This window comes from Streptomyces sp. NPDC051452 (genome assembly GCF_044454765.1).
Lineage (GTDB): Bacteria > Actinomycetota > Actinomycetes > Streptomycetales > Streptomycetaceae > Streptomyces.
In genome coordinates, this window is record NZ_JBITEB010000003.1 from 72,684 (window position 1) to 92,203 (window position 19,520).

The 19,520-nt window shown below is 70.9% G+C and carries 18 protein-coding genes and 1 other RNA gene; 16 read left to right on the top strand and 3 right to left on the bottom strand.

Annotated elements, in window-relative coordinates:
- Nucleotides 1–58: 58 nt before the first annotated feature.
- Together prfB and ACIBA9_RS09685 are read left to right on the top strand one after the other, a co-directional pair.
- Nucleotides 59–1,165 carry a peptide chain release factor 2 gene (gene prfB, locus ACIBA9_RS09680; RefSeq protein ID WP_399361369.1) on the top strand — a complete coding sequence of 369 codons (1,107 nt, stop codon included), beginning with the start codon at nucleotides 59–61 and terminating at the stop codon, nucleotides 1,163–1,165.
- A gap of 297 nt (nucleotides 1,166–1,462) precedes the next feature.
- A complete protein-coding gene (locus ACIBA9_RS09685; RefSeq protein ID WP_399361371.1) occupies nucleotides 1,463–2,344 on the top strand; it encodes a hypothetical protein in 882 nt (293 codons plus the stop codon).
- Nucleotides 2,345–2,437: 93 nt separating this feature from the next.
- On the opposite strand, the gene ACIBA9_RS09690 is transcribed toward ACIBA9_RS09685, so the two are convergent.
- Nucleotides 2,438–2,629: a hypothetical protein gene (locus tag ACIBA9_RS09690; RefSeq protein WP_362154630.1), complete on the bottom strand. Its 192-nt coding sequence runs from the start codon at nucleotides 2,627–2,629 to the stop codon at nucleotides 2,438–2,440.
- 250 nt (nucleotides 2,630–2,879) lie between these two features.
- Here ACIBA9_RS09690 and ftsE point away from each other — a divergent pair, with 250 nt between their 5' ends.
- The 5 genes from ftsE to ssrA all read left to right on the top strand — a co-directional run bounded on the left by ftsE (nucleotide 2,880) and on the right by ssrA (nucleotide 6,852).
- Nucleotides 2,880–3,569 carry a cell division ATP-binding protein FtsE gene (ftsE, locus tag ACIBA9_RS09695; RefSeq protein ID WP_020940379.1) on the top strand — a complete coding sequence of 230 codons (690 nt, stop codon included), beginning with the start codon at nucleotides 2,880–2,882 and terminating at the stop codon, nucleotides 3,567–3,569.
- A gap of 35 nt (nucleotides 3,570–3,604) precedes the next feature.
- Nucleotides 3,605–4,525 (top strand): permease-like cell division protein FtsX, encoded by a 921-nt coding sequence (gene ftsX, locus ACIBA9_RS09700; RefSeq protein WP_362154627.1) that lies wholly within the window; start codon nucleotides 3,605–3,607, stop codon nucleotides 4,523–4,525.
- Between the two features lie 68 nt (nucleotides 4,526–4,593).
- Nucleotides 4,594–5,763: a S41 family peptidase gene (locus ACIBA9_RS09705; protein ID WP_399361374.1), complete on the top strand. Its 1,170-nt coding sequence runs from the start codon at nucleotides 4,594–4,596 to the stop codon at nucleotides 5,761–5,763.
- A 67-nt stretch (nucleotides 5,764–5,830) separates the two neighbouring features.
- Complete coding sequence (gene smpB, locus ACIBA9_RS09710) at nucleotides 5,831–6,373, top strand: SsrA-binding protein SmpB (protein WP_362154622.1); 543 nt, start codon at nucleotides 5,831–5,833, stop codon at nucleotides 6,371–6,373.
- A gap of 110 nt (nucleotides 6,374–6,483) precedes the next feature.
- Nucleotides 6,484–6,852: a transfer-messenger RNA gene (ssrA, locus tag ACIBA9_RS09715) on the top strand.
- Between the two features lie 87 nt (nucleotides 6,853–6,939).
- Here ssrA and ACIBA9_RS09720 read toward each other — a convergent pair.
- Nucleotides 6,940–8,175 (bottom strand): MFS transporter, encoded by a 1,236-nt coding sequence (locus tag ACIBA9_RS09720; protein ID WP_399361376.1) that lies wholly within the window; start codon nucleotides 8,173–8,175, stop codon nucleotides 6,940–6,942.
- An 84-nt stretch (nucleotides 8,176–8,259) separates the two neighbouring features.
- On the opposite strand from ACIBA9_RS09720, the gene ACIBA9_RS09725 reads away from it, so the two are divergent.
- From ACIBA9_RS09725 to ACIBA9_RS09755, 7 genes are all read left to right on the top strand, one after another.
- Nucleotides 8,260–9,231, top strand: coding sequence for a LysR family transcriptional regulator (locus tag ACIBA9_RS09725; protein ID WP_399361378.1), 972 nt, complete (start codon nucleotides 8,260–8,262; stop codon nucleotides 9,229–9,231).
- 200 nt (nucleotides 9,232–9,431) lie between these two features.
- Nucleotides 9,432–10,025 carry a CGNR zinc finger domain-containing protein gene (locus ACIBA9_RS09730; RefSeq protein WP_399361380.1) on the top strand — a complete coding sequence of 198 codons (594 nt, stop codon included), beginning with the start codon at nucleotides 9,432–9,434 and terminating at the stop codon, nucleotides 10,023–10,025.
- Nucleotides 10,026–10,317: 292 nt separating this feature from the next.
- A complete protein-coding gene (locus tag ACIBA9_RS09735; protein ID WP_030167252.1) occupies nucleotides 10,318–10,902 on the top strand; it encodes a sigma-70 family RNA polymerase sigma factor in 585 nt (194 codons plus the stop codon).
- Between the two features lie 47 nt (nucleotides 10,903–10,949).
- Nucleotides 10,950–11,729: an anti-sigma factor family protein gene (locus ACIBA9_RS09740; protein ID WP_399361382.1), complete on the top strand. Its 780-nt coding sequence runs from the start codon at nucleotides 10,950–10,952 to the stop codon at nucleotides 11,727–11,729.
- A 69-nt stretch (nucleotides 11,730–11,798) separates the two neighbouring features.
- On the top strand, nucleotides 11,799–14,207 hold the full coding sequence (locus ACIBA9_RS09745) for a HelD family protein (protein WP_399361384.1): 2,409 nt from the start codon (nucleotides 11,799–11,801) through the stop codon (nucleotides 14,205–14,207).
- A 367-nt stretch (nucleotides 14,208–14,574) separates the two neighbouring features.
- Nucleotides 14,575–15,990 (top strand): NAD-dependent malic enzyme, encoded by a 1,416-nt coding sequence (locus tag ACIBA9_RS09750; RefSeq protein WP_393899541.1) that lies wholly within the window; start codon nucleotides 14,575–14,577, stop codon nucleotides 15,988–15,990.
- 319 nt (nucleotides 15,991–16,309) lie between these two features.
- Nucleotides 16,310–16,591 carry an HU family DNA-binding protein gene (locus tag ACIBA9_RS09755; protein ID WP_014673024.1) on the top strand — a complete coding sequence of 94 codons (282 nt, stop codon included), beginning with the start codon at nucleotides 16,310–16,312 and terminating at the stop codon, nucleotides 16,589–16,591.
- Between the two features lie 188 nt (nucleotides 16,592–16,779).
- Here ACIBA9_RS09755 and murA read toward each other — a convergent pair whose 3' ends face one another.
- A complete protein-coding gene (gene murA, locus ACIBA9_RS09760; protein ID WP_362154603.1) occupies nucleotides 16,780–18,120 on the bottom strand; it encodes a UDP-N-acetylglucosamine 1-carboxyvinyltransferase in 1,341 nt (446 codons plus the stop codon).
- 278 nt (nucleotides 18,121–18,398) lie between these two features.
- Between murA and ACIBA9_RS09765 the strand changes: the two genes are divergently transcribed.
- Together ACIBA9_RS09765 and ACIBA9_RS09770 are read left to right on the top strand one after the other, a co-directional pair.
- A complete protein-coding gene (locus tag ACIBA9_RS09765; protein WP_362154759.1) occupies nucleotides 18,399–18,971 on the top strand; it encodes a YqgE/AlgH family protein in 573 nt (190 codons plus the stop codon).
- 29 nt (nucleotides 18,972–19,000) lie between these two features.
- On the top strand, nucleotides 19,001–19,294 hold the full coding sequence (locus tag ACIBA9_RS09770) for a DUF3039 domain-containing protein (protein ID WP_362154601.1): 294 nt from the start codon (nucleotides 19,001–19,003) through the stop codon (nucleotides 19,292–19,294).
- The last annotated feature ends 226 nt before the right edge of the window (nucleotides 19,295–19,520 follow it).

The following is a 19,520-nucleotide window of genomic DNA, read 5'->3' on the forward strand; positions in this document are numbered from 1 at the left end:
CGCCGCGGGCTCGGCGCACCCTGCTCTCGCCGCCCGGCGGAGCCGTTACGCTGGACGCGTGGCAGTCGTCGATGTATCCGAAGAGCTGAAGTCCCTCTCCTCGACCATGGAGTCGATCGAGGCCGTCCTGGACCTCGACAGGCTGAGGGCAGACATCGCCGTGCTCGAGGAGCAGGCGGCCGCGCCGTCCCTGTGGGACAACCCGGACGAGGCGCAGAAGATCACCAGCAAGCTCTCCCACCTCCAGGCCGAGGTCAGGAAGGCGGAGACGCTGCGCGGTCGGATCGATGATCTCGCGGTCCTCTTCGAGATGGCCGAGGAGGAGGACGACCCGGACACCCGCGCCGAGGCCGAGACCGAGCTGGTCTCCGTGCGCAAGGCGCTGGACGAGATGGAGGTCCGGACGCTGCTCAGCGGTGAGTACGACTCCCGCGAGGCCCTCGTGAACATCCGCGCCGAGGCCGGTGGCGTCGACGCCGCGGACTTCGCCGAGAAGCTCCAGCGCATGTATCTGCGCTGGGCCGAGCAGCGCGGCTACAAGACCGAGGTCTACGAGACGTCGTACGCGGAAGAGGCCGGCATCAAGTCGACCACCTTCGCGGTGCAGGTGCCGTACGCCTACGGCACCCTCTCCGTCGAGCAGGGCACGCACCGTCTCGTGCGCATCTCGCCCTACGACAACCAGGGCCGGCGCCAGACGTCCTTCGCCGGTGTCGAGGTGCTCCCCGTGGTCGAACAGTCCGACCACGTGGAGATCGACGAGTCCGAGCTGCGCATCGACGTCTACCGGTCCTCCGGTCCGGGCGGCCAGGGCGTGAACACGACCGACTCCGCGGTCCGCATCACCCACCTGCCCACCGGCATCGTGGTCTCCTGCCAGAACGAGCGGTCGCAGATCCAGAACAAGGCCACCGCGATGAACGTCCTGCAGGCCAAGCTGCTGGAGCGGCGCCGCCAGGAGGAGCAGGCCAGGATGGACGCCCTCAAGGGCGACGGCGGCAACTCCTGGGGCAACCAGATGCGTTCGTACGTGCTGCACCCCTACCAGATGGTCAAGGACCTGCGCACCGAGCACGAGGTGGGCAACCCGGAGGCCGTGTTCAACGGCGAGATCGACGGATTCCTGGAGGCCGGCATTCGCTGGCGCAAGCAGCAGGAGAAGTAATTTTGTCGATATGACAACTGCCGTCCATGGGGCGGCAGTTGTCGTATGTCTGGGTTCTACATCACACTCACACGCTCCAACTCCCCCCAAACGCCCTCCCGGCGGACATTGCGCCCGCAACGACCTTGACGTTGCTCTGAAAAATCGCAAGGGTGAGGTTCGGCATGCGTACTTGCGGGGCGCATGTGAACCGGGGGATCGAGCCGACGTGTACGTCGTCATCAGCCGCCCCCCGTCGATCACGGCAAGCCCCACGCGACGCCTCTTTGACGAACAGCTACTGGGGGTAGCAAACACATGACGAAGAAGACGCGGATCCGGGTCGCGCGGATAGCCGCCGGCGCCGTGATCGCGGCCGGTGCGTCACTCACCGCGGCCGGCGCGGCTTCCGCCCTGGACCTCGGCGTCCAGGCGGGCCCGGTCAGCATCGGAGTGACCACGGACGGCGCCGACACCGACGGCACGACCGACGGCGGCACGGAGGGCTCCACCGAGGGCTCGATCGTCGGTGTGACCGAGGGCGGCACCGACGGTGGCACGACCACCGACGGCGGCACCACCACCGACGGTGGCACCACCACCGACGGTGGCACCACGACCGATGGCGGGACCACGACCGACGGTGGCACGACCACCACGGACGGTGGCACCACCACCGACGGCGGGACCACCACGGACGGTGGCACCACGACCGATGGCGGGACCACGACCGACGGTGGCACGACCACCGACGGCGGGACCACCACGGACGGTGGCACCACCACCGACGGCGGGACCACGACCGACGGTGGCACCACGACCGACGGCGGGACCACCACGGGCGGCGGCTCCGGCAACGGCGGCAACTCCGGCGGCGGCGACACCGGCAGCACCGGTGGTTCCGGCAGCACCGGCGGTTCCGGCAACACGGGTGGTTCCGGCAGCAGCGGCGGCGGTACCGGTGGCAACCACACCACCCCCGACGGCGGCAACGGCAAGACCGCTCAGGAGGAGGGCTCCTCGGCCCTCACCGACACCGGTTCCGACACCACCGCCCAGGGCGGCGGCAAGCAGCTGGCCGAGACCGGTGCCGGTCAGACCGCCTTCCTGCTCATCGGTGCCGCGACGATGATCGCGGGTGGCATCGGCTTCCGCGTCCTGCCGCGACTGGCCGGCGGACGGGGCGGCGCCGCCGCGTAGCGTTACGGTCACGCGCCGCGCGCGACGACCGCGAAGGGCCCGGAGCTCAGTGCTCCGGGCCCTCTCGTCGTCTTCAAGCCCGGCGGCGACGCGCTAGGCGGTCTGGTGCGCCAGCAGCGCCACCGCGGCGATCAGCATCGCCACCAGCGCGATCAGCGCCATCGGGTTCAGACCCGCGAGGAAGCCCTCCTGCTGCATCCGCTCGCGGTTGGCACGGCACACCGGGCACCGGCCCTCGCTCACGGGCGCCGCGCAGTTCGCGCACACCAAACGGTCGTACGTCATGCGCTCGCCCTCCTTGCACCGGCCATCACCCACTACAACGTTCACGGAAACGAGAACGTTCCCCCTCCACTGTGCCAGGTTCGGGTGGAGCGTGCGCGGGGCCCTGGAAGGACGGGGCGAGAAGCCGGCGGCGAAGGCGGCGCGGTACAAAAACGTACAAGTCTTGCCCAACCTCAACCCGCGACTGCACTTGCGCACCCGGTTCGCGTATGGTCACGCTCAACTACCCCCGGCGACCCGTGGTGCATCCGTGATCCGATTCGACAACGTCTCCAAGGTCTACCCCAAGCAGACCCGCCCCGCCCTGAGGGATGTCTCCCTTGAGGTGGAGAAGGGCGAGTTCGTCTTCCTCGTGGGATCCTCCGGCTCCGGAAAGTCCACCTTCCTGCGGCTCGTCCTCCGCGAGGAGCGGTGCAGCCACGGTCAGGTGCACGTGCTGGGCAAGGATCTCGCGCGTCTGTCCAACTGGAAGGTGCCGCAGATGCGCCGCCAGCTGGGGACCGTCTTCCAGGACTTCCGGCTGCTGCCGAACAAGACGGTCGCGGAGAACGTGGCCTTCGCCCAGGAGGTCATCGGCAAGTCCCGCGGCGAGATCCGCAAGTCCGTGCCGCAGGTGCTCGACCTCGTCGGCCTCGGCGGCAAGGAGGACCGCAGGCCCGGCGAGCTGTCCGGTGGTGAACAGCAGCGCGTCGCCATCGCGCGGGCCTTCGTCAACCGGCCCAAGCTGCTCATCGCCGACGAGCCCACCGGCAACCTCGACCCGCAGACCTCCGTCGGCATCATGAAGCTGCTCGACCGCATCAACCGGACGGGCACCACGGTCATCATGGCGACGCACGACCAGAACATCGTGGACCAGATGCGCAAGCGCGTCATCGAGCTGGAGAAGGGCCGCCTCGTCCGCGACCAGGCCCGCGGCGTCTACGGCTACCAGCACTGAAGCAAGTTCACGACGGAAAGGCTTGACCAGACGCCATGCGCGCCCAGTTCGTCCTGTCGGAGATCGGTGTCGGTCTCCGCCGCAATCTGACGATGACCTTCGCCGTCATCGTCTCCGTAGCCCTCTCCCTGGCGCTGTTCGGCGGCTCCCTGCTGATGAGCGACCAGGTCAGCACCATGAAGGGCTACTGGTACGACAAGGTCAACGTCTCGATCTTCCTGTGCAACAAGCACGACGCCGATTCGGACGTCAACTGCGCCAAGGGAGCGGTCACCGAGGACCAGAAGAAGCAGATCCTCACCGATCTGCACAAGATGACCTCCATCGTCGAGAAGGTCAACTACGAGTCCCAGGATGAGGCGTACAAGCACTACAAGCAGCAGTTCGGCAACTCCCCCCTGGCCGGCTCGCTGACGCCGGACCAGATGCAGGAGTCGTACCGGATCAAGCTCAAGGACCCGCAGAAGTACCAGGTGATCGCTTCCGCGTTCAACGGGCGGGGCGGTGTGCAGTCCGTGCAGGACCAGAAGGGCATCCTGGACAACCTCTTCCAGCTGCTGAACCTGATGAACCGGGCGGCGCTCGGCGTGATGGCGCTGATGCTTCTCGTGGCGCTGCTGCTGATCGTCAACACCGTGCGCGTGTCCGCGTTCAGCCGGCGGCGTGAGACCGGGATCATGCGCCTGGTCGGTGCCTCGGGCTTCTACATCCAGGCGCCGTTCATCGCCGAGGCGGCCGTCGCCGGTCTTATCGGCGGCAGCCTCGCCTGTGTCTTCCTCGTGGCCGGCCGGTACTTCACCATCGACCACGGGATGGCCCTGTCCACCAAGCTCACGCTCATCAACTTCGTGGGCTGGGACGCGGTGTTGACCAAGCTCCCGCTGATCCTCGCCACGAGCGTGCTGATGCCCGCGCTGGCCGCGTTCTTCGCGTTGCGCAAGTACCTGAAGGTGTGACGCATACCAAGAGGGGCCGTACGGGCATCCGACCGTACGGCCCTTCGCGTTGTCCTAGACTCACCGCCATGTCAGGCCGAGACCTGTTCTGTCAGCCCCGTCGCATCCGCCGCGGGGCCGCCCTGACATTGGTCTTCGCCGGGGCGCTGGTCACCGGCGCGGCCACCGGCTCCCTCCCGGAGCCCGAACCCCCCGCGCGCGCGAGCGTCGTCCGCCCCTCGGACACCGCGACCCGGCACGAGGCCGTGCGGCGGGCCGCCGCCGAGGCGATGGCCGACGGCAAGTCCGCGACGGAGGCCGCCGAGCGCGCCGTCAGCCGCAGCGGGGACCGGTGGGGCGCCGTCTACTCCGAGGACGAGTACGCGGAGTTCCAGCAGGCCCTCGACGGCCGCTACACCGGCGTCGGCCTGTGGGCCCGGCTGGAGCCGGACGGCCGGATCGGGGTGACCCGGGTGCTGCCCGGGTCGCCGGCGGCCGACGCCGGTGTCCGCCGGGGCGACAGGTTGCGCAGCGTCGACGGCGACCGGGTCGACGGCCGGCCGGTCACCGAGGTGCTCTCCTTACTGCGCGGCGACCCCGAGGACGCACCGGCCGGTACGACGGTCACCCTCGGTCTGCAGCGCGGCACGCGCGTGTGGACCGAGAAACTGCGCCGGGCCCGGCTGTCCACCGACCCCGTGACCGACCGCAAGGTGACCGCCGACGTCACCGTCATCAAGATCGCCGCGTTCACCAAGGGCTCCGCCGGCGCCGTCCGTGCCGCCCTGCGCGCGGCCCCGCCCGGCGACGGGATCGTCCTCGACCTGCGGGGCAACTCCGGTGGCCTGGTCACCGAGGCCGTGGACACCGCGTCGTCCTTCCTCGACGGCGGCCTGGTCGCCACCTACGACGTCGACGGCGCCCAGCGCTCCCTGCACGCCGCCCCCGGCGGGGACACCGCCCGGCCCCTGGTCGCCCTCGTCGACGGAGGCACGATGAGCGCGGCCGAGCTGCTCACCGGCGCCCTTCAGGACCGGGGCCGCGCGGTGGTGGTCGGCTCCCGCACCTTCGGCAAGGGCTCCATCCAGATGCCGACGAGACTCCCCGACGGCTCGGTGGCCGAGCTGACCGTCGGCCACTACCGCACCCCCTCCGGTCACGCCGTCGACGGCCGCGGCATCACCCCGGACCTGGAGGCGGCCTCCGGGGCCCTGCGGCGGGCCGAGACGGTCCTCACGGGACTGGGCGACGCCTCGTAGGACTTCGCAGGCCCCCGTTAATGCGCTTCCCCCGCACCCCCTCCGTGGTGCGAAAATGGGCGGCACTATGAGCAAGGGAATGTACGTACCGAAGGAGTCCCAGCCCAAGCAGGGCGGAGGGGCCGCGAAGGCCAAGGACGGCAAGCGCAAGATCGTCGCGCAGAACAAGAAGGCACGGCACGACTACGCGATCATCGACACCTACGAGGCCGGTCTTGTGCTCACCGGCACCGAGGTGAAGTCGCTGCGGCAGGGGCGCGCCTCGCTGACCGACGGCTTCGTCCAGATCGACGGGAACGAGGCGTGGCTGCACAACGCCCACATCCCCGAGTACAGCCAGGGCACCTGGACCAACCACTCCGTGCGCCGCAAGCGCAAGCTGCTCCTGCACCGCGAGGAGATCGACAAGCTGGAGTCCAAGGCGCAGGAGACCGGTCATACGATCGTGCCGCTCGCCCTGTACTTCAAGGACGGCCGGGCCAAGGCCGAGATCGCCCTCGCGCGCGGCAAGAAGGAGTACGACAAGCGGCAGACCCTGCGGGAGAAGCAGGACCGGCGCGAGTCGGACCGCGCCATCGCGGCGGCGAAGCGCAAGCAGCGGGACGCCTGACCGGGCCGCCGGGAATAGGCTGGCACTCGCGTGCGTTGGTCACGTACGATGGCACTGCACCCCACAGCGGGTGCGCGCCCCCTCTCCGGAGGGGATTGAAAAAACAACATGGGGATGATCGGTTTCGACAGCGGCTGTCGAAGCAGGGGAAGCGTGTCGAGGAAGCGGCCATGATCTCGTAAACCACAGGCCGAAAAAAATAATCGCCAACACCAAGCGCGATTCCTTCGCCCTCGCTGCCTAAGTAGCGACTTGCGAAGTGTCAGCCCGGGGCTGTTCCCGACCCGGATCCTGGCATCAGCTAGGGAACTAAACCTTGATCCCGGTCACGGGGTGAAGAGGGAAATCTAACAGTGACTGAGCCCGTCGGAGACTTGTCCGCGTGATCTCCGGGGCCGAGAAAATCGAAGCGGACTGCGCACGGAGAAGCCCTGTTTCCGCACCGGTGGACGCGGGTTCGATTCCCGCCATCTCCACTCATCCCATGTGACCGCAAGGCCCCGCCACACCAGTGGCGGGGCCTTGCGTCGTAATGATCCCGGCCGGCCTGATCCGAGAGGACGGCCCTAGGAACCGTGCCTGCCGTCGCCCGCCGTCGTCCGGATGAGCAGGGCCAGGCAGGCGGCGGCCGCCGGGGTGGTGAAGGCGGCGGTGGGGGAGAGGTGCTCGGCCGCCCAGCCGCCCGTCGCCGTGCCGCAGGCGATACCGGTCAGCAGGCCGGTCACCATCAGGCTCATGCCCTCGTTGAGCCGGTCGGCCGGGGTGCGCCGCTGGACCAGGGTCATCGCCGTCACCATGGTCGGCGCGGTCGCCATGCCCGCCACCAGCAGCGCCCCCGCCAGCACCGGCAGGGAACCGGTGAGCACGGCCGACAGCCAGGGCAGCGTCATCAGCGCGGCCATCACCGCCAGGCACCGGGTCAGTCCGAGGCCGGCCGGCTTCAGCGCCCCGTACCCCAGCCCCGCCGCGCACGAGCCCGCCGCCTGCAGCGCGAGCACCGCACCGGCCGCCGCCCGGTGGCCCTGCGCGTCGGCGTAGGCGATGGTGACGACCTCCATCGAGCCGAACACCGCGCCGGTGGCCGTGCAGCAGGCCAGCAGCGGCAGGATGCCGGGGGCGCGCAGCGGCGACGGCGCCTTCGAGCGGGCCCGGGGCGGCGGCTCGGTGGCCCGCCGCGCGGTGAACAGCAGCATGCCCGACAGCAGCAGCACCGCCCCGGCGAGCGTGCCCGCCTCCGGGAAGAGCGCGCCGGTCAGGAAGGACGCGAGGACCGGCCCGAGCATGAAGCACAGCTCGTCGGCGGCCTGTTCGAAAGCGTTCGCGGTGTGCAGCGCACCCGGGTCGTCGCGCAGCACATGGGCCCAGCGGGCGCGGGACAGACCGCCGACGTTGGGCGTCGCTGCGGTCGCCGCGTAGGCCGCGAACAGGGTCCAGTCGGGGGCGGCGTAGCGCACGCAGAGCAGCAGCGCGAGGCTGCCGAGCACGGAGACGAGCGTCGCCGGCACGGCGATCCGGGCCTGCCCGTGCCGGTCGACGAGCCGCGCGATCCACGGCCCGGCCAGCGCGGTCGCGGCGAGTCCGGTCGCGGTGACGGCACCGGCCAGGGCGTACGAGCCGCGGGCACCGGCGATCATCACGACCGCGCTCACGCTGAACATGCCCATCGGCAGGCGGGCGAGGAGATTTCCGGCGGTGAAGGCGCGGGTGCCGGGGAGGGCGAACAGACGGCGGTATCCGGTCGTCCGCCTCCCGCGCGCGGGTGGGTCCGCTGCGGGACGGTCGTCGGTGATCTGATGCGGCATGGCTCCACCGTCGCCCGGAGCGGACCGCGGGGTCCAACACCTGTTCGGCGCCGATTGACGCACCCGTGTTGTAGGTTCGCCGCCATGCCCGCCCCCGCCGACCTCGACCCCCGTCTGCTGCGCGCCTTCGTGGCCGTCGCCGAGGAGCTGCACTTCACCCGGGCCGCCGCCCGACTCCACCTCGCTCAGCAGGCGCTCAGCCGGGACATCCGCAGGCTCGAACGGGAGCTGGGCGCGGAGCTGTTCCTGCGGACCACCCGGCAGGTGACGCCGACCGCCGACGGCGAACGCCTGCTGCCGCACGCCCGTCGGGTGCTGGCCGCCCAGGACGAGCTGCTCGCCGCGTTCGGACAGCCCCGCCCGCTGTTCGTGGACCTCAACTCGCCGGGCCTGGCCACGGGCCGCCGGGTACTGCACCGGGCCCGCGAACTGGCCCCCGACTGCGAGCTCATGGCCCGCTACGAGAGCGGCCTCACCGGAGCCGCCGCCGAACTGCTGGCGGGCCGGCTGGACGCCTCCTTCGGCCGCTTCGCCGGTCTGGACGCGGCGCTGCGGTCCGGCCTGGAACAGCAGCCGGTGCGCTACGAGCCGATGGCCGTCGTCCTCCCGGAGGACCACCCCCTGGCCGCCCTTCCCCGCGTCCCGCTGGCCGCGCTGGCCGGACAGGAGGTGTACGCCAGTGCCGGCAACCCGCGCACCCCGGAGTGGACCGATCTGGCTGGCCGGCTCTTCGCGGCCCACGGCGTCCGGCTCGCGGCGCCCGGTCCCCTGGCCGTCGGGGAGGAGGAGTTCGAGCGGATCATGGCCAAGACCGGGCATCCGGTGCTGGCCGTGGTGGACTTTCCGCCGATGCCCCGGACGGTACGGCGACCCCTCGTCGACCCTGTCCCGCTCTCGCCCGTCTCCCTGGTCTGGCGCAAGGGGACGGCCCACCCGGGACTGGACGCGCTGCGGCGGGCGGCGGCCCTGATCTCCCGGGCGGAGGGCTGGCTGCGCCTCCCGGCCGACGCGTGGATCCCGGCCGCCGACGAACGGACGATGAGAGCCGGACGCTGACCTCCCGCCGACGCGGCGCGCGCGGGACGTCACACCGGCACCGGGACGAGCCGGTCGCGCCGAGACGGGCACGCGGCGGCGTACGGGGGGGTTCCGGCCGTAGGCCCGGGCGGGCACTGTGAGGGGGAGCGACGGAGCGGTTCCCTCCACGGTCCGCCGTACGTTCCCCGCACGGTTCCTGCCTAGGCGGTGACAGGCACATGGCACTGGGTACGGCCACGCCCCGGTACGAGCCCCGGTTCGATGCCGGACGGATCTGTCTGGACCTCCTCGCCACCGCGCACCCGGTCGAACGGCTGGCCGCCGTCGAGCCGTTGCGCGCCTGGCTGACCGGCGCCGCCGTGGTGCCGCCCGGTACCCCGCTGGCGCACGCCGACGCCTCCTGGCTCGTGCCGTTCCGGGAACTGCGCACCCACGTCGGGTGGTTGCTGCGCGTTCCGCGGGAGGCCGACGCGGGGCCGTACGAGCACGCGCTCGCCCGGCTCAACGAGACCGCCCGCGCCGCACCGCCGGCCCCGCGCGCCGTCCGCGGCGAGGACGGCACGCTGATCCGGGAGCTGACCGCGCCACCGCAGTGCGCGGCGCTGCTCGCCGTCCTCGCCCGGGACGCGCTGGAGTTGCTCACCGATCCCGCGGCGCGCGCGGCCGTGCGGGAGTGCGAGGGGGACAACTGCCCGCTCGTGTACCTGGACACCTCCCGGGGCCGGCGCCGGCGCTGGTGCTCCAGCGAGGTCTGCGGCAACCGGGAACGCGTCGCCCGGCACCGGCGACGGGCGGCACTCGCGCGGGCGTGATCGCCTGGACCCGCCGTCCGGAATGCCTCGTACGCGTGCGTCGCCCCTTTGCGCCCGTTCGTCGAGTCGAGTGATTTGCACAACAGTCGGTTTGTCGGCGAGGCTGCACGGGCAGTCCGGACGCTCCGCGGCGATGTGCCGGATTTGCAAAGAACATGCGGGGGGAATGTGCGCGCATGTCCCGCTCGTCACATCGGCCCCGAGAAAACTGTCACTTCGGTTTGAACACCGCGCCGCCGCCTTCCGTACCGGTGGGCGAGCGACCGACTGGGGGAACCCCCGGACACCGGAGGTGGGCGTGCGCAAGGATGCGGCCGTGGCCAATGAACGTGGATCGAGGGCCCGACATCGCATGTCCTCACAGCCCTCGGAACCTGATGAGGAGCTGATGCGTGCGCTGTACCGGGAGCACGCCGGACCCTTGCTCGCGTATGTCCTGCGCCTGGTCGCGGGTGACCGGCAGCGCGCCGAGGACGTCGTACAGGAAACGCTCATCCGTGCCTGGAAGAACGCCGGTCAGCTCAATCGGGCGACCGGATCGGTACGCCCCTGGCTGGTGACGGTCGCGCGCCGCATCGTCATCGACGGCCACCGCAGCCGGCAGGCCCGGCCGCAAGAGGTCGATCCGTCGCCGCTGGAGGTCATCCCCGCGGAGGACGAGATCGACAAGGCGCTGTGGCTGATGACGCTGTCCGACGCGCTCGACGACCTGACCCCGGCCCACCGGGAAGTCCTCGTCGAGACGTACTTCAAGGGGCGTACGGTCAACGAGGCGGCCGAGACGCTGGGCATACCGAGCGGCACGGTCCGTTCCCGGGTGTTCTACGCCCTGCGTTCGATGAAGCTGGCACTGGAGGAGCGGGGGGTGACGGCGTGATGAGCGGGTACGGGGGAATGCAAGGGTTCGGCACGGGTGGTCCGGGTATGTCTGGACCCATGAGCCCAGGTCAGGGATCTTCGGTGCCCAGCGAGCACGAGACCGTCGGCGCCTACGCCCTCGGGATTCTCGACGACGCCGAGGCAACCGCTTTCGAGGCCCATCTCGCCGGCTGCGAGTGGTGCGCCCAGCAACTGGACGAACTGGCCGGGATGGAGCCGATGCTGGCCGCGCTCGCGGACCTGCCGGGCTCCGGCAGCAATCCCGCGATCGGCGAGTCGCTGTCGGCCAGGCCCAGCCCGCGGCTGGTGGAGAGGCTGGTCGACGAGGTCGGCGAGCACCGCGCCAGGAAGCGCCGACGCGGCTTCTACCTGGTCGCGGCGGCGGCCGCGCTGATCATCGCGGGACCGCTCGCGGCGGTGGCGGTGAGCGGCGGCTCGGACGGCGGCAAGCAGGTCACCGCGTCCCCGGCCCAGGCCACGTTCCAGACCATGTCCGACAAGACCTCGGCCACGGACCCCGCCACCCACGTCAGCGCCACCGTCGGCATGGCCGGCAAGGAATGGGGCACCCAGGCGGTCCTCGAGCTGAAGAACGCCAAGGGCCCCCTGAAGTGCTCCCTGGTCCTGGTCGCCAAGAACGGCCAGCGGGTGACCATGTCCTCCTGGTCCGTCCCGAACTCGGGTTACGGCATCCAGGACGGCAAGACACCCGAGTCCAGGAAGCCGCTGTACATCGGCGGCGCGGCGGCCTTCCAGCCGAACGAGATCGACCATTTCGAGGTCGTGACGTTCGAAGGGAAGAAGCTGGTCCAGGTGAACGCGTAGTCGACGTAGCTTTGCCGGGTCCCCTTCGCGTACGGTTGACGGCTGCCCAGCACGTCAGAAGGGGGCCCGGTGGCCGCTCAGGTTCAGCAGTCCGCGGTCGGCTCGGTTCACGTACAGGATTCCGTACGTGACCGGGAGATCAGCGTCGAACAGGAACACCTGGACCGGGTGTACCAGCGGCTCGAGGAGAAGATCCACGAGGCCGAGTTCCTGATGAACGACGCGGCCAAGCGCGGCCAGGTCGGCACCCCGGGCGCGCTCGCCGAGCGCGACGCGCAGGTCTTCCGGGCGGGTGTCCACCTCAACCGGCTCAACAACGAGTTCGAGGACTTCCTCTTCGGCCGCATCGACCTGCTGCGCGGCAAGGACGGCAAGAAGGGGCCCGACGGCGCGTACACCGCGGTGGAGCCGGCCGAGGGCGCGCTGCGGGCGGACAACACCGCCGACATCGCCGAGACCCTGCACATCGGCCGCATCGGTGTCCTCGACGCGGACTACTCCCCGCTGGTCATCGACTGGCGCGCACCCGCCGCCGCGCCCTTCTACCGGGCCACGCCCGTCGACCCCGGGCGGGTCGTGCGGCGCCGGGTCATCCGCTCCAAGGGCCGCCGGGTCCTCGGCGTCGAGGACGACCTGATGCGTCCCGAGCTCACCGCCCGCCTCGACGGCCAAGAGCTGGCCGTGATCGGTGACGGCGCCCTGATGGCCGCCCTCGGCCAGGCCCGCAGCCACACCATGCGGGACATCGTCTCCTCCATCCAGGCCGAGCAGGACCTGGTCATCCGCGCCCCCGCCGCGTCCGTCACCTATGTGGAGGGCGGTCCGGGCACGGGCAAGACCGCGGTCGCCCTGCACCGCGCGGCCTATCTCCTCTACCAGGACCGCAGACGCTACGCGGGCGGCATCCTGATCGTCTCCCCGACCCCGCTGCTGGTCGCCTACACCGAGGGTGTGCTGCCCTCGCTGGGCGAGGAGGGCCAGGTCGCGATCCGCGCCATCGGCTCCCTCGTCGACGGCGTCGAGGCCACGCTGTACGACTCCCCGTCCGTGGCCCGTGCCAAGGGCTCGTACCGGATGCTCAAGGTGTTGCGCAGGGCGGCCCGGGGCGCCCTGGAGCTGGGGCCGGGCGGTGGCGCACCGGCCGGACGGCCCGCGCTGGACGGCGACACCGACACCGACGACGGCGACACCGGCGGCAGCCGGGGCGGTGTCGCGCCGCCGACCGTGACCGGGCCGCACGCCCGGCTGCGGGTGGTCGCCTTCGGGCGCCGCCTGGAACTCGAGGCCGACGAGCTGGAACGTATCCGCCGCACCGCCCTCGGCGGCACCGCGCCGGTCAACCTGCTGCGCCCGCGCGCCCGCAGACTGCTGCTGGACGCCCTGTGGGCCAGGTCCGGCGCGGGCTCCCGGCACACCGACCCCGAGCTGGCCGCCGAGCTGCGCTCCTCCTTCGACGAGGACGTCACCGGCGAGGACGCCTTCGTCGCCTTCCTCGACGCCTGGTGGCCCGAGCTGACGCCCGGATCGGTGCTCGCCGCCATGGCCGACGAGAGACGGCTGGGCCGCTGGGCCCGGAGGATCCTGAACCCCGGCGAGGTCCGCAAGGTCGCCCGCTCCCTGAAGCGGGACGGCCACTCGGTGCACGACATCGCCATGCTCGACGAGTTGCAGGCGATCCTCGGGGTGCCGGCCCGCCCGCGCAAGCGACGTGAACTCGACCCGCTGGACCAGCTCACCGGCCTCGAGGAGCTGATGCCGGTGCGCGAGGAGACCCAGCGGGAACGGGCCGAGCGGCTGGCGCAGGAACGCACCGAGTACGCGCACGTCATCGTGGACGAGGCGCAGGACCTCACCCCGATGCAGTGGCGCATGGTCGGCCGCCGTGGCCGGCACGCCACCTGGACGGTCGTCGGCGACCCGGCCCAGTCCTCGTGGTCCGACCCGGACGAGGCGGCCGAGGCCCGCGACGAGGCTCTGGGCACCCGCCCCCGGCGCCGCTTCCAGCTCACCGTGAACTACCGCAACCCGGCCGAGATCGCCGAGCTGGCCGCGCGGGTCCTCGCGCTCGCCATGCCCGGCTCCGAGGCGCCGTCCGCCGTACGGTCCACGGGGGTCGAACCGCGCTTCACGGTCGTGGCGGACACCCCGGCGGCCACCGTCCGGGCCGAGGCCGAACGGCTGCTCGGCCTGGTGGACGGCACGGTCGGCGTGGTCGTCGCGATGCACCGGCGCGAGGAGGCCCGCCGCTGGCTGGCCGGGCTCGGCGACCGGGTCGTCGCGCTGGGCAGCCTCGAGGCCAAGGGCCTGGAGTACGACGCGACGGTCGTCGTCTCGCCCGCGGAGATCGCCGACGAGTCCCCGGCGGGCCTGCGCGTGCTGTACGTGGCGCTGACCCGGGCCACCCAGCAGCTCACGGTGGTCTCCGGGGAGCGGGACGAGCCGGACGCGGCGGGAGTTCCGGACCTGCTCAGGGACTGACTTTCCACGAACATCCCGTGGGGGAATGGCTGTACGGCATCCGTTTGTTAGCCTTGAACGTGGCACCGGCCCGATCCAAGCCCCCGGGCCCAACCTTCGTCCCTCAGAGGGACCACTTGCCGCGAGGCGAGCATGGCGGGTCGGTGTCGTGAACGTAGGAGAGGCCCACGTCATCAAGTGACGTGGGCCTCTTTCTTTGGCTGATCACTTCTCGTATGGTGGAAGTCGTTTTCCGAAAGTGCACGCCGTCCGGGTCGCGCCTGTGAACAAAACGTCCGCAACCCAGGGCGACTACCACGTACTGATCGGTAGGTGCGACGATCGGACGGCACAATTCGCGACACGGTGAAAGCAGAGGAAGTCGGCCATGGCAACGGCGCCCAGCGTCTCCTACTCGATGACCATCCGGCTGGAGGTGCCGGCGAGCGGAACCTCCGTCTCCCAGCTCACCACCGCGGTGGAGTCCTCCGGGGGCTCGGTGACCGGCCTCGACGTCACCGCGTCCGGCCACGAGAGGCTCCGGATCGACGTCACCATCGCGGCCTCCTCCACCGCGCACGCCGACGAGATCGTCGAGAAGCTGCGCGGCATCGAGGGCGTCACCCTGGGCAAGGTCTCGGACCGTACCTTCCTGATGCACCTCGGCGGCAAGATCGAGATGGCGTCGAAGCACCCCATCCGCAACCGTGACGACCTCTCCATGGTCTACACGCCGGGCGTGGCGCGGGTCTGCATGGCCATCGCGCAGAACCCCGAGGACGCCCGCCGCCTCACCATCAAGCGCAACTCCGTCGCGGTCGTGACGGACGGCTCCGCCGTGCTCGGCCTCGGCAACATCGGCCCCAAGGCGGCCCTGCCGGTCATGGAGGGCAAGGCCGCCCTCTTCAAGCGCTTCGCCGGCATCGACGCCTGGCCGCTGTGCCTGGACACCCAGGACACCGACGCGATCGTGGAGATCGTCAAGGCCATCGCCCCCGGCTTCGCCGGCATCAACCTGGAGGACATCTCCGCGCCGCGCTGCTTCGAGATCGAGGCCCGGCTGCGCGAGGCCCTGGACATCCCGGTCTTCCACGACGACCAGCACGGCACCGCGATCGTCGTCCTCGCCGCCCTGACCAACGCCCTGCGGGTCACGGACAAGGCCATCGAGAACATCCGGGTCGTCATGTCCGGCGCCGGCGCGGCCGGCACGGCCATCCTCAAGCTGCTGATCGCCGCCGGGGTGAAGAACGCCGTCGTCGCCGACATCCACGGTGTCGTCCACTCCGGCCGCGAGGACCTGGTGGACGCCCCGGCCGACTCCCCGCTGCGCTGGATCGCCGACAACACCAACCCCGAGGGCCTGACGGGCACCCTGAAGGAGGCCGTGCGCGGCGCCGAGGTGTTCATCGGCGTCTCGGCCCCGAACGTCCTCGACGGCGCCGACGTGGCCGCCATGGCCGACGGTGCCATCGTGTTCGCGCTCGCGAACCCCGACCCCGAGGTCGACCCGGCGATCGCCCGGCAGACGGCGGCCGTCGTGGCCACCGGCCGCTCCGACTTCCCGAACCAGATCAACAACGTGCTGGTCTTCCCGGGTGTCTTCCGCGGTCTGCTGGACGCCCAGTCGCGGACCGTCAACACGGAGATGATGCTCGCAGCCGCGAAGGCACTCGCCGATGTGGTGACCGAGGACGAGCTGAACCCCAACTACATCATCCCCAGCGTCTTCAACGACAAGGTCGCGGGCGCGGTGGCCGGAGCGGTCCGCGAGGCCGCGAAGGCCGCCGGGGCCACGGTCTGACCACGCCGTGCCGTACGGCGCGGGGGCTGTGAGGATCACCACGGCGGCCCCCGCACCGGCGCGTCGTGGAACCACCTGATGCCGAGCGCGCTCTAGGGTGACGGCCGAGCAGGCGCTTTTCGTGTGACTCCCCAGGGTGTTCTCACGACTCCTACGGGTGCCGGATTGGCTTTCCCGCCGCAGGTAGGGGCAGGATGCTCCCCCAGGGACTCCGTCCCCGGGGGCACCCAAAGGGCGCGAGCGCATCGGCATCGCAGTGCCTCGGGCGGCACCGCCGCGTGGCACACCCCAACGGCAAGAAAAACACGGGAGTAACAACATGAACCGCAGTGAGCTGGTGGCCGCGCTGGCCGACCGCGCCGAGGTGACCCGCAAGGACGCCGACGCCGTGCTGGCCGCGTTCGCCGAGACCGTCGGCGAGATCGTCGCCAAGGGCGACGAGAAGGTCACCATCCCCGGCTTCCTGACCTTCGAGCGCACCCACCGTGCCGCTCGTACCGCGCGCAACCCGCAGACCGGCGAGCCCATCAACATCCCCGCCGGCTTCAGCGTGAAGGTCACCGCGGGCAGCAAGCTCAAGGAAGCCGCCAAGGGCAAGTAAGCGCTCCGCTTAGAGCGCCGTACGCCCGCAGCGCCGCGGGTGACTGCGGGCCGGCCCCGGCCGGCCGCGCAGTTCCCCGCGCCCCTTCCGGGCGCGCCTCGGCCGAAGACGCCGAATGGGCGGCCCCCCTGCACCAGGGGGGCCGCCCATTCGGCGTACAGCGGGTCAGCCGAGGCCGTCCATCCCGGTCAGCCGAGGGCCTTGCCGGGGAGTTCGACCTTGGCGCCGAGTTCCACCAGCTTCTCCATGAAGTTCTCGTAGCCGCGGTTGATCAGTTCGATGCCGTGCACGCGCGAGGTGCCCTCGGCCGCGAGGGCCGCGATGAGGTACGAGAAGCCACCGCGCAGGTCGGGGATGACCAGGTCGGCGCCCTGCAGCTTGGTCGGCCCGGAGACGACCGCGGAGTGCAGGAAGTTGCGCTGGCCGAAGCGGCAGTCGGAGCCGCCCAGGCACTCGCGGTAGAGCTGGATGTGCGCGCCCATCTGGTTCAGCGCGGAGGTGAAGCCCAGCCGGGACTCGTAGACCGTCTCGTGGATGATGGACAGGCCCGTGGCCTGGGTCAGGGCCACCACCAGCGGCTGCTGCCAGTCGGTCTGGAAGCCGGGGTGCACGTCCGTCTCCAGCGCGATGGACTTCAGCTGGCCGCCGGGGTGCCAGAAGCGGATGCCCTGGTCGTCGATCTCGAAGGCGCCGCCGACCTTGCGGTAGGTGTTCAGGAACGTCATCATCGAGCGCTGCTGGGCGCCGCGGATGTAGATGTTGCCGCTGGTCGCGAGCGCGGCGGAGGCCCAGGACGCGGCCTCCAGGCGGTCCGGCAGGGCCGCGTGGGTGTAGCCGCCGAGCTGGTCCACACCGGTGATGCGGATCGTGCGGTCGGTGTCCATCGCGATGATCGCGCCCATCTTCTGCAGCACGCAGATGAGGTCCTCGATCTCCGGCTCGACGGCCGCGTTGGACAACTCCGTGACACCCTCGGCGAGTACGGCCGTCAGCAGCACCTGCTCGGTCGCGCCGACGGACGGGTACGGCAGCCGGATCTTCGTACCCCGCAGCCGCTGCGGGGCCTCCAGGTACTGCCCGTCCGCGCGCTTCTCGATGGTCGCGCCGAACTGCCGCAGCACGTCGAAGTGGAAGTCGATGGGCCGGCCACCGATGTCGCAGCCGCCCAGGCCCGGGATGAAGGCGTGCCCCAGGCGGTGCAGCAGCGGACCGCAGAACAGGATCGGGATGCGGCTGGAGCCCGCGTGGGCATCGATGTCGGCCACGTTGGCGCTCTCGACGTGCGTCGGGTCGAGCACCAGCTCGCCGGGCTCCTCGCCCGGACGGACCGTCACCCCGTGCAGTTGGAGCAGGCCGCGTACGACCCGCACGTCACGGATGTCGGGAACGTTGCGCAGTCGGCTCGGCGCGCTGCCCAGCAGGGCGGCGACCATGGCCTTCGGCACGAGGTTCTTCGCACCGCGGACACGGATCTCACCCTCCAGCGGGGTTCCGCCGTGGACAAGCAGGACATCGTCGTTGACGGTCATGAATCTCGCGTTCCGATGAGTTGGGCAGGGGCCGGCCGATCACTGCGCGCAGGGGCCGGGAAGACAGGGTAATCGCCGATCACCCCCCGCCCGTAAGTCCACGGACCACTCCGTCGCGTCATGGGTGTGTCACAACACGAAACGTTCCCTTTCGGACACATGGGGTCACCGGGCGCGCCCCTGGGGCGGGCGGCGCCTGCCCGCGCCCTGAGCTGCGTTCACTCCGGTGCGCCCGATTGGCTCCCCACACCGGGGGAAGATGCGGGATCATGTCTGGCATGACCGAGGTGTCCTCGCTCACAGGGCGACTGCTCGTGGCCACGCCCGCCCTGGCGGACCCGAACTTCGACCGCGCGGTGGTGCTCCTGCTCGACCACGACGAGGAGGGCTCCCTCGGTGTCGTCCTCAACCGCCCCACGCCGGTGGGCGTCGGCGACATCCTGGAGGGCTGGGCCGAGCTCGCCGGCGAGCCGGGTGTGGTCTTCCAGGGCGGTCCGGTGTCGCTGGACTCGGCGCTCGGTGTGGCGGTCATCCCGGGCGGCGCGGACGGCGACCACGTCCCCCTCGGCTGGCGCCGGGTGCACGGCGCGATCGGCCTGGTCGACCTGGAGGCGCCGCCGGAACTGCTCGCCTCGGCCCTGGGCAGCCTGCGGATCTTCGCCGGCTACGCCGGCTGGGGGCCCGGCCAGCTGGAGGACGAGGTGACCGAAGGCGCCTGGTACGTGGTCGAGTCCGAGCCGGGCGACGTCTCCTCGCCGGCCCCGGAGCGGCTCTGGCGCGAGGTGCTGCGCCGGCAGCGCAACGAACTGGCGATGGTGGCCACGTATCCGGACGACCCTTCGCTCAACTGATGCGTGTGCGCTTCAGTACCCTGGGCGGTATGAGCACTCTTGAGCCCGAGCGCGGGACTGGTACGGGGACCCTCGTAGAGCCGACGCCGCAGGTGTCCCACGGCGACGGCGACCACGAGCGCTACGCCCACTACGTCCAGAAGGACAAGATCATGGCGAGCGCCCTCGACGGCACCCCCGTCGTGGCGCTGTGCGGCAAGGTCTGGGTGCCGGGCCGCGACCCGAAGAAGTACCCCGTGTGCCCCATGTGCAAGGAGATCTACGAGTCCATGAGCAGCGGCGGCGACAAGGGCGGCGACAAGGGCGGCAAGGGCGGCAAGTGACGGCCTCCCCGTCGACCCCCTCGGTCTGACCTCCTCGGTCTGACCTCCTCGGTCTGACCTCCTCGGTCTGACCTCCTCGGTCCGACCCCTTCGGTCCGGCTCCGCAAGGTCCGACCCCTCGGCCCGGTCTTTTCGCGAGGCCCCCGGGACGTGCGCGACACACGCGTCGTCCCGGGGGCCTTCGCGTTTCCCGGTCACAGAGTGGTGGAGACCTCTTGTCGTCATG

Coding starts and splice junctions, on each gene's coding strand:
- murA (WP_362154603.1), bottom strand. CDS start 18,120: ATGACCGTCAACGACGATGTCCTGCTTGTCCACGGCGGAACCCCGCTG.
- ACIBA9_RS09765 (WP_362154759.1), top strand. CDS start 18,399: ATGACCGAGGTGTCCTCGCTCACAGGGCGACTGCTCGTGGCCACGCCC.
- ftsX (WP_362154627.1), top strand. CDS start 3,605: ATGCGCGCCCAGTTCGTCCTGTCGGAGATCGGTGTCGGTCTCCGCCGC.
- ACIBA9_RS09750 (WP_393899541.1), top strand. CDS start 14,575: ATGGCAACGGCGCCCAGCGTCTCCTACTCGATGACCATCCGGCTGGAG.
- smpB (WP_362154622.1), top strand. CDS start 5,831: ATGAGCAAGGGAATGTACGTACCGAAGGAGTCCCAGCCCAAGCAGGGC.
- ACIBA9_RS09730 (WP_399361380.1), top strand. CDS start 9,432: ATGGCACTGGGTACGGCCACGCCCCGGTACGAGCCCCGGTTCGATGCC.
- ACIBA9_RS09755 (WP_014673024.1), top strand. CDS start 16,310: ATGAACCGCAGTGAGCTGGTGGCCGCGCTGGCCGACCGCGCCGAGGTG.
- ACIBA9_RS09720 (WP_399361376.1), bottom strand. CDS start 8,175: ATGCCGCATCAGATCACCGACGACCGTCCCGCAGCGGACCCACCCGCG.
- ACIBA9_RS09690 (WP_362154630.1), bottom strand. CDS start 2,629: ATGACGTACGACCGTTTGGTGTGCGCGAACTGCGCGGCGCCCGTGAGC.
- ACIBA9_RS09740 (WP_399361382.1), top strand. CDS start 10,950: ATGTCTGGACCCATGAGCCCAGGTCAGGGATCTTCGGTGCCCAGCGAG.
- ACIBA9_RS09770 (WP_362154601.1), top strand. CDS start 19,001: ATGAGCACTCTTGAGCCCGAGCGCGGGACTGGTACGGGGACCCTCGTA.
- ACIBA9_RS09705 (WP_399361374.1), top strand. CDS start 4,594: ATGTCAGGCCGAGACCTGTTCTGTCAGCCCCGTCGCATCCGCCGCGGG.
- ACIBA9_RS09685 (WP_399361371.1), top strand. CDS start 1,463: ATGACGAAGAAGACGCGGATCCGGGTCGCGCGGATAGCCGCCGGCGCC.
- ACIBA9_RS09725 (WP_399361378.1), top strand. CDS start 8,260: ATGCCCGCCCCCGCCGACCTCGACCCCCGTCTGCTGCGCGCCTTCGTG.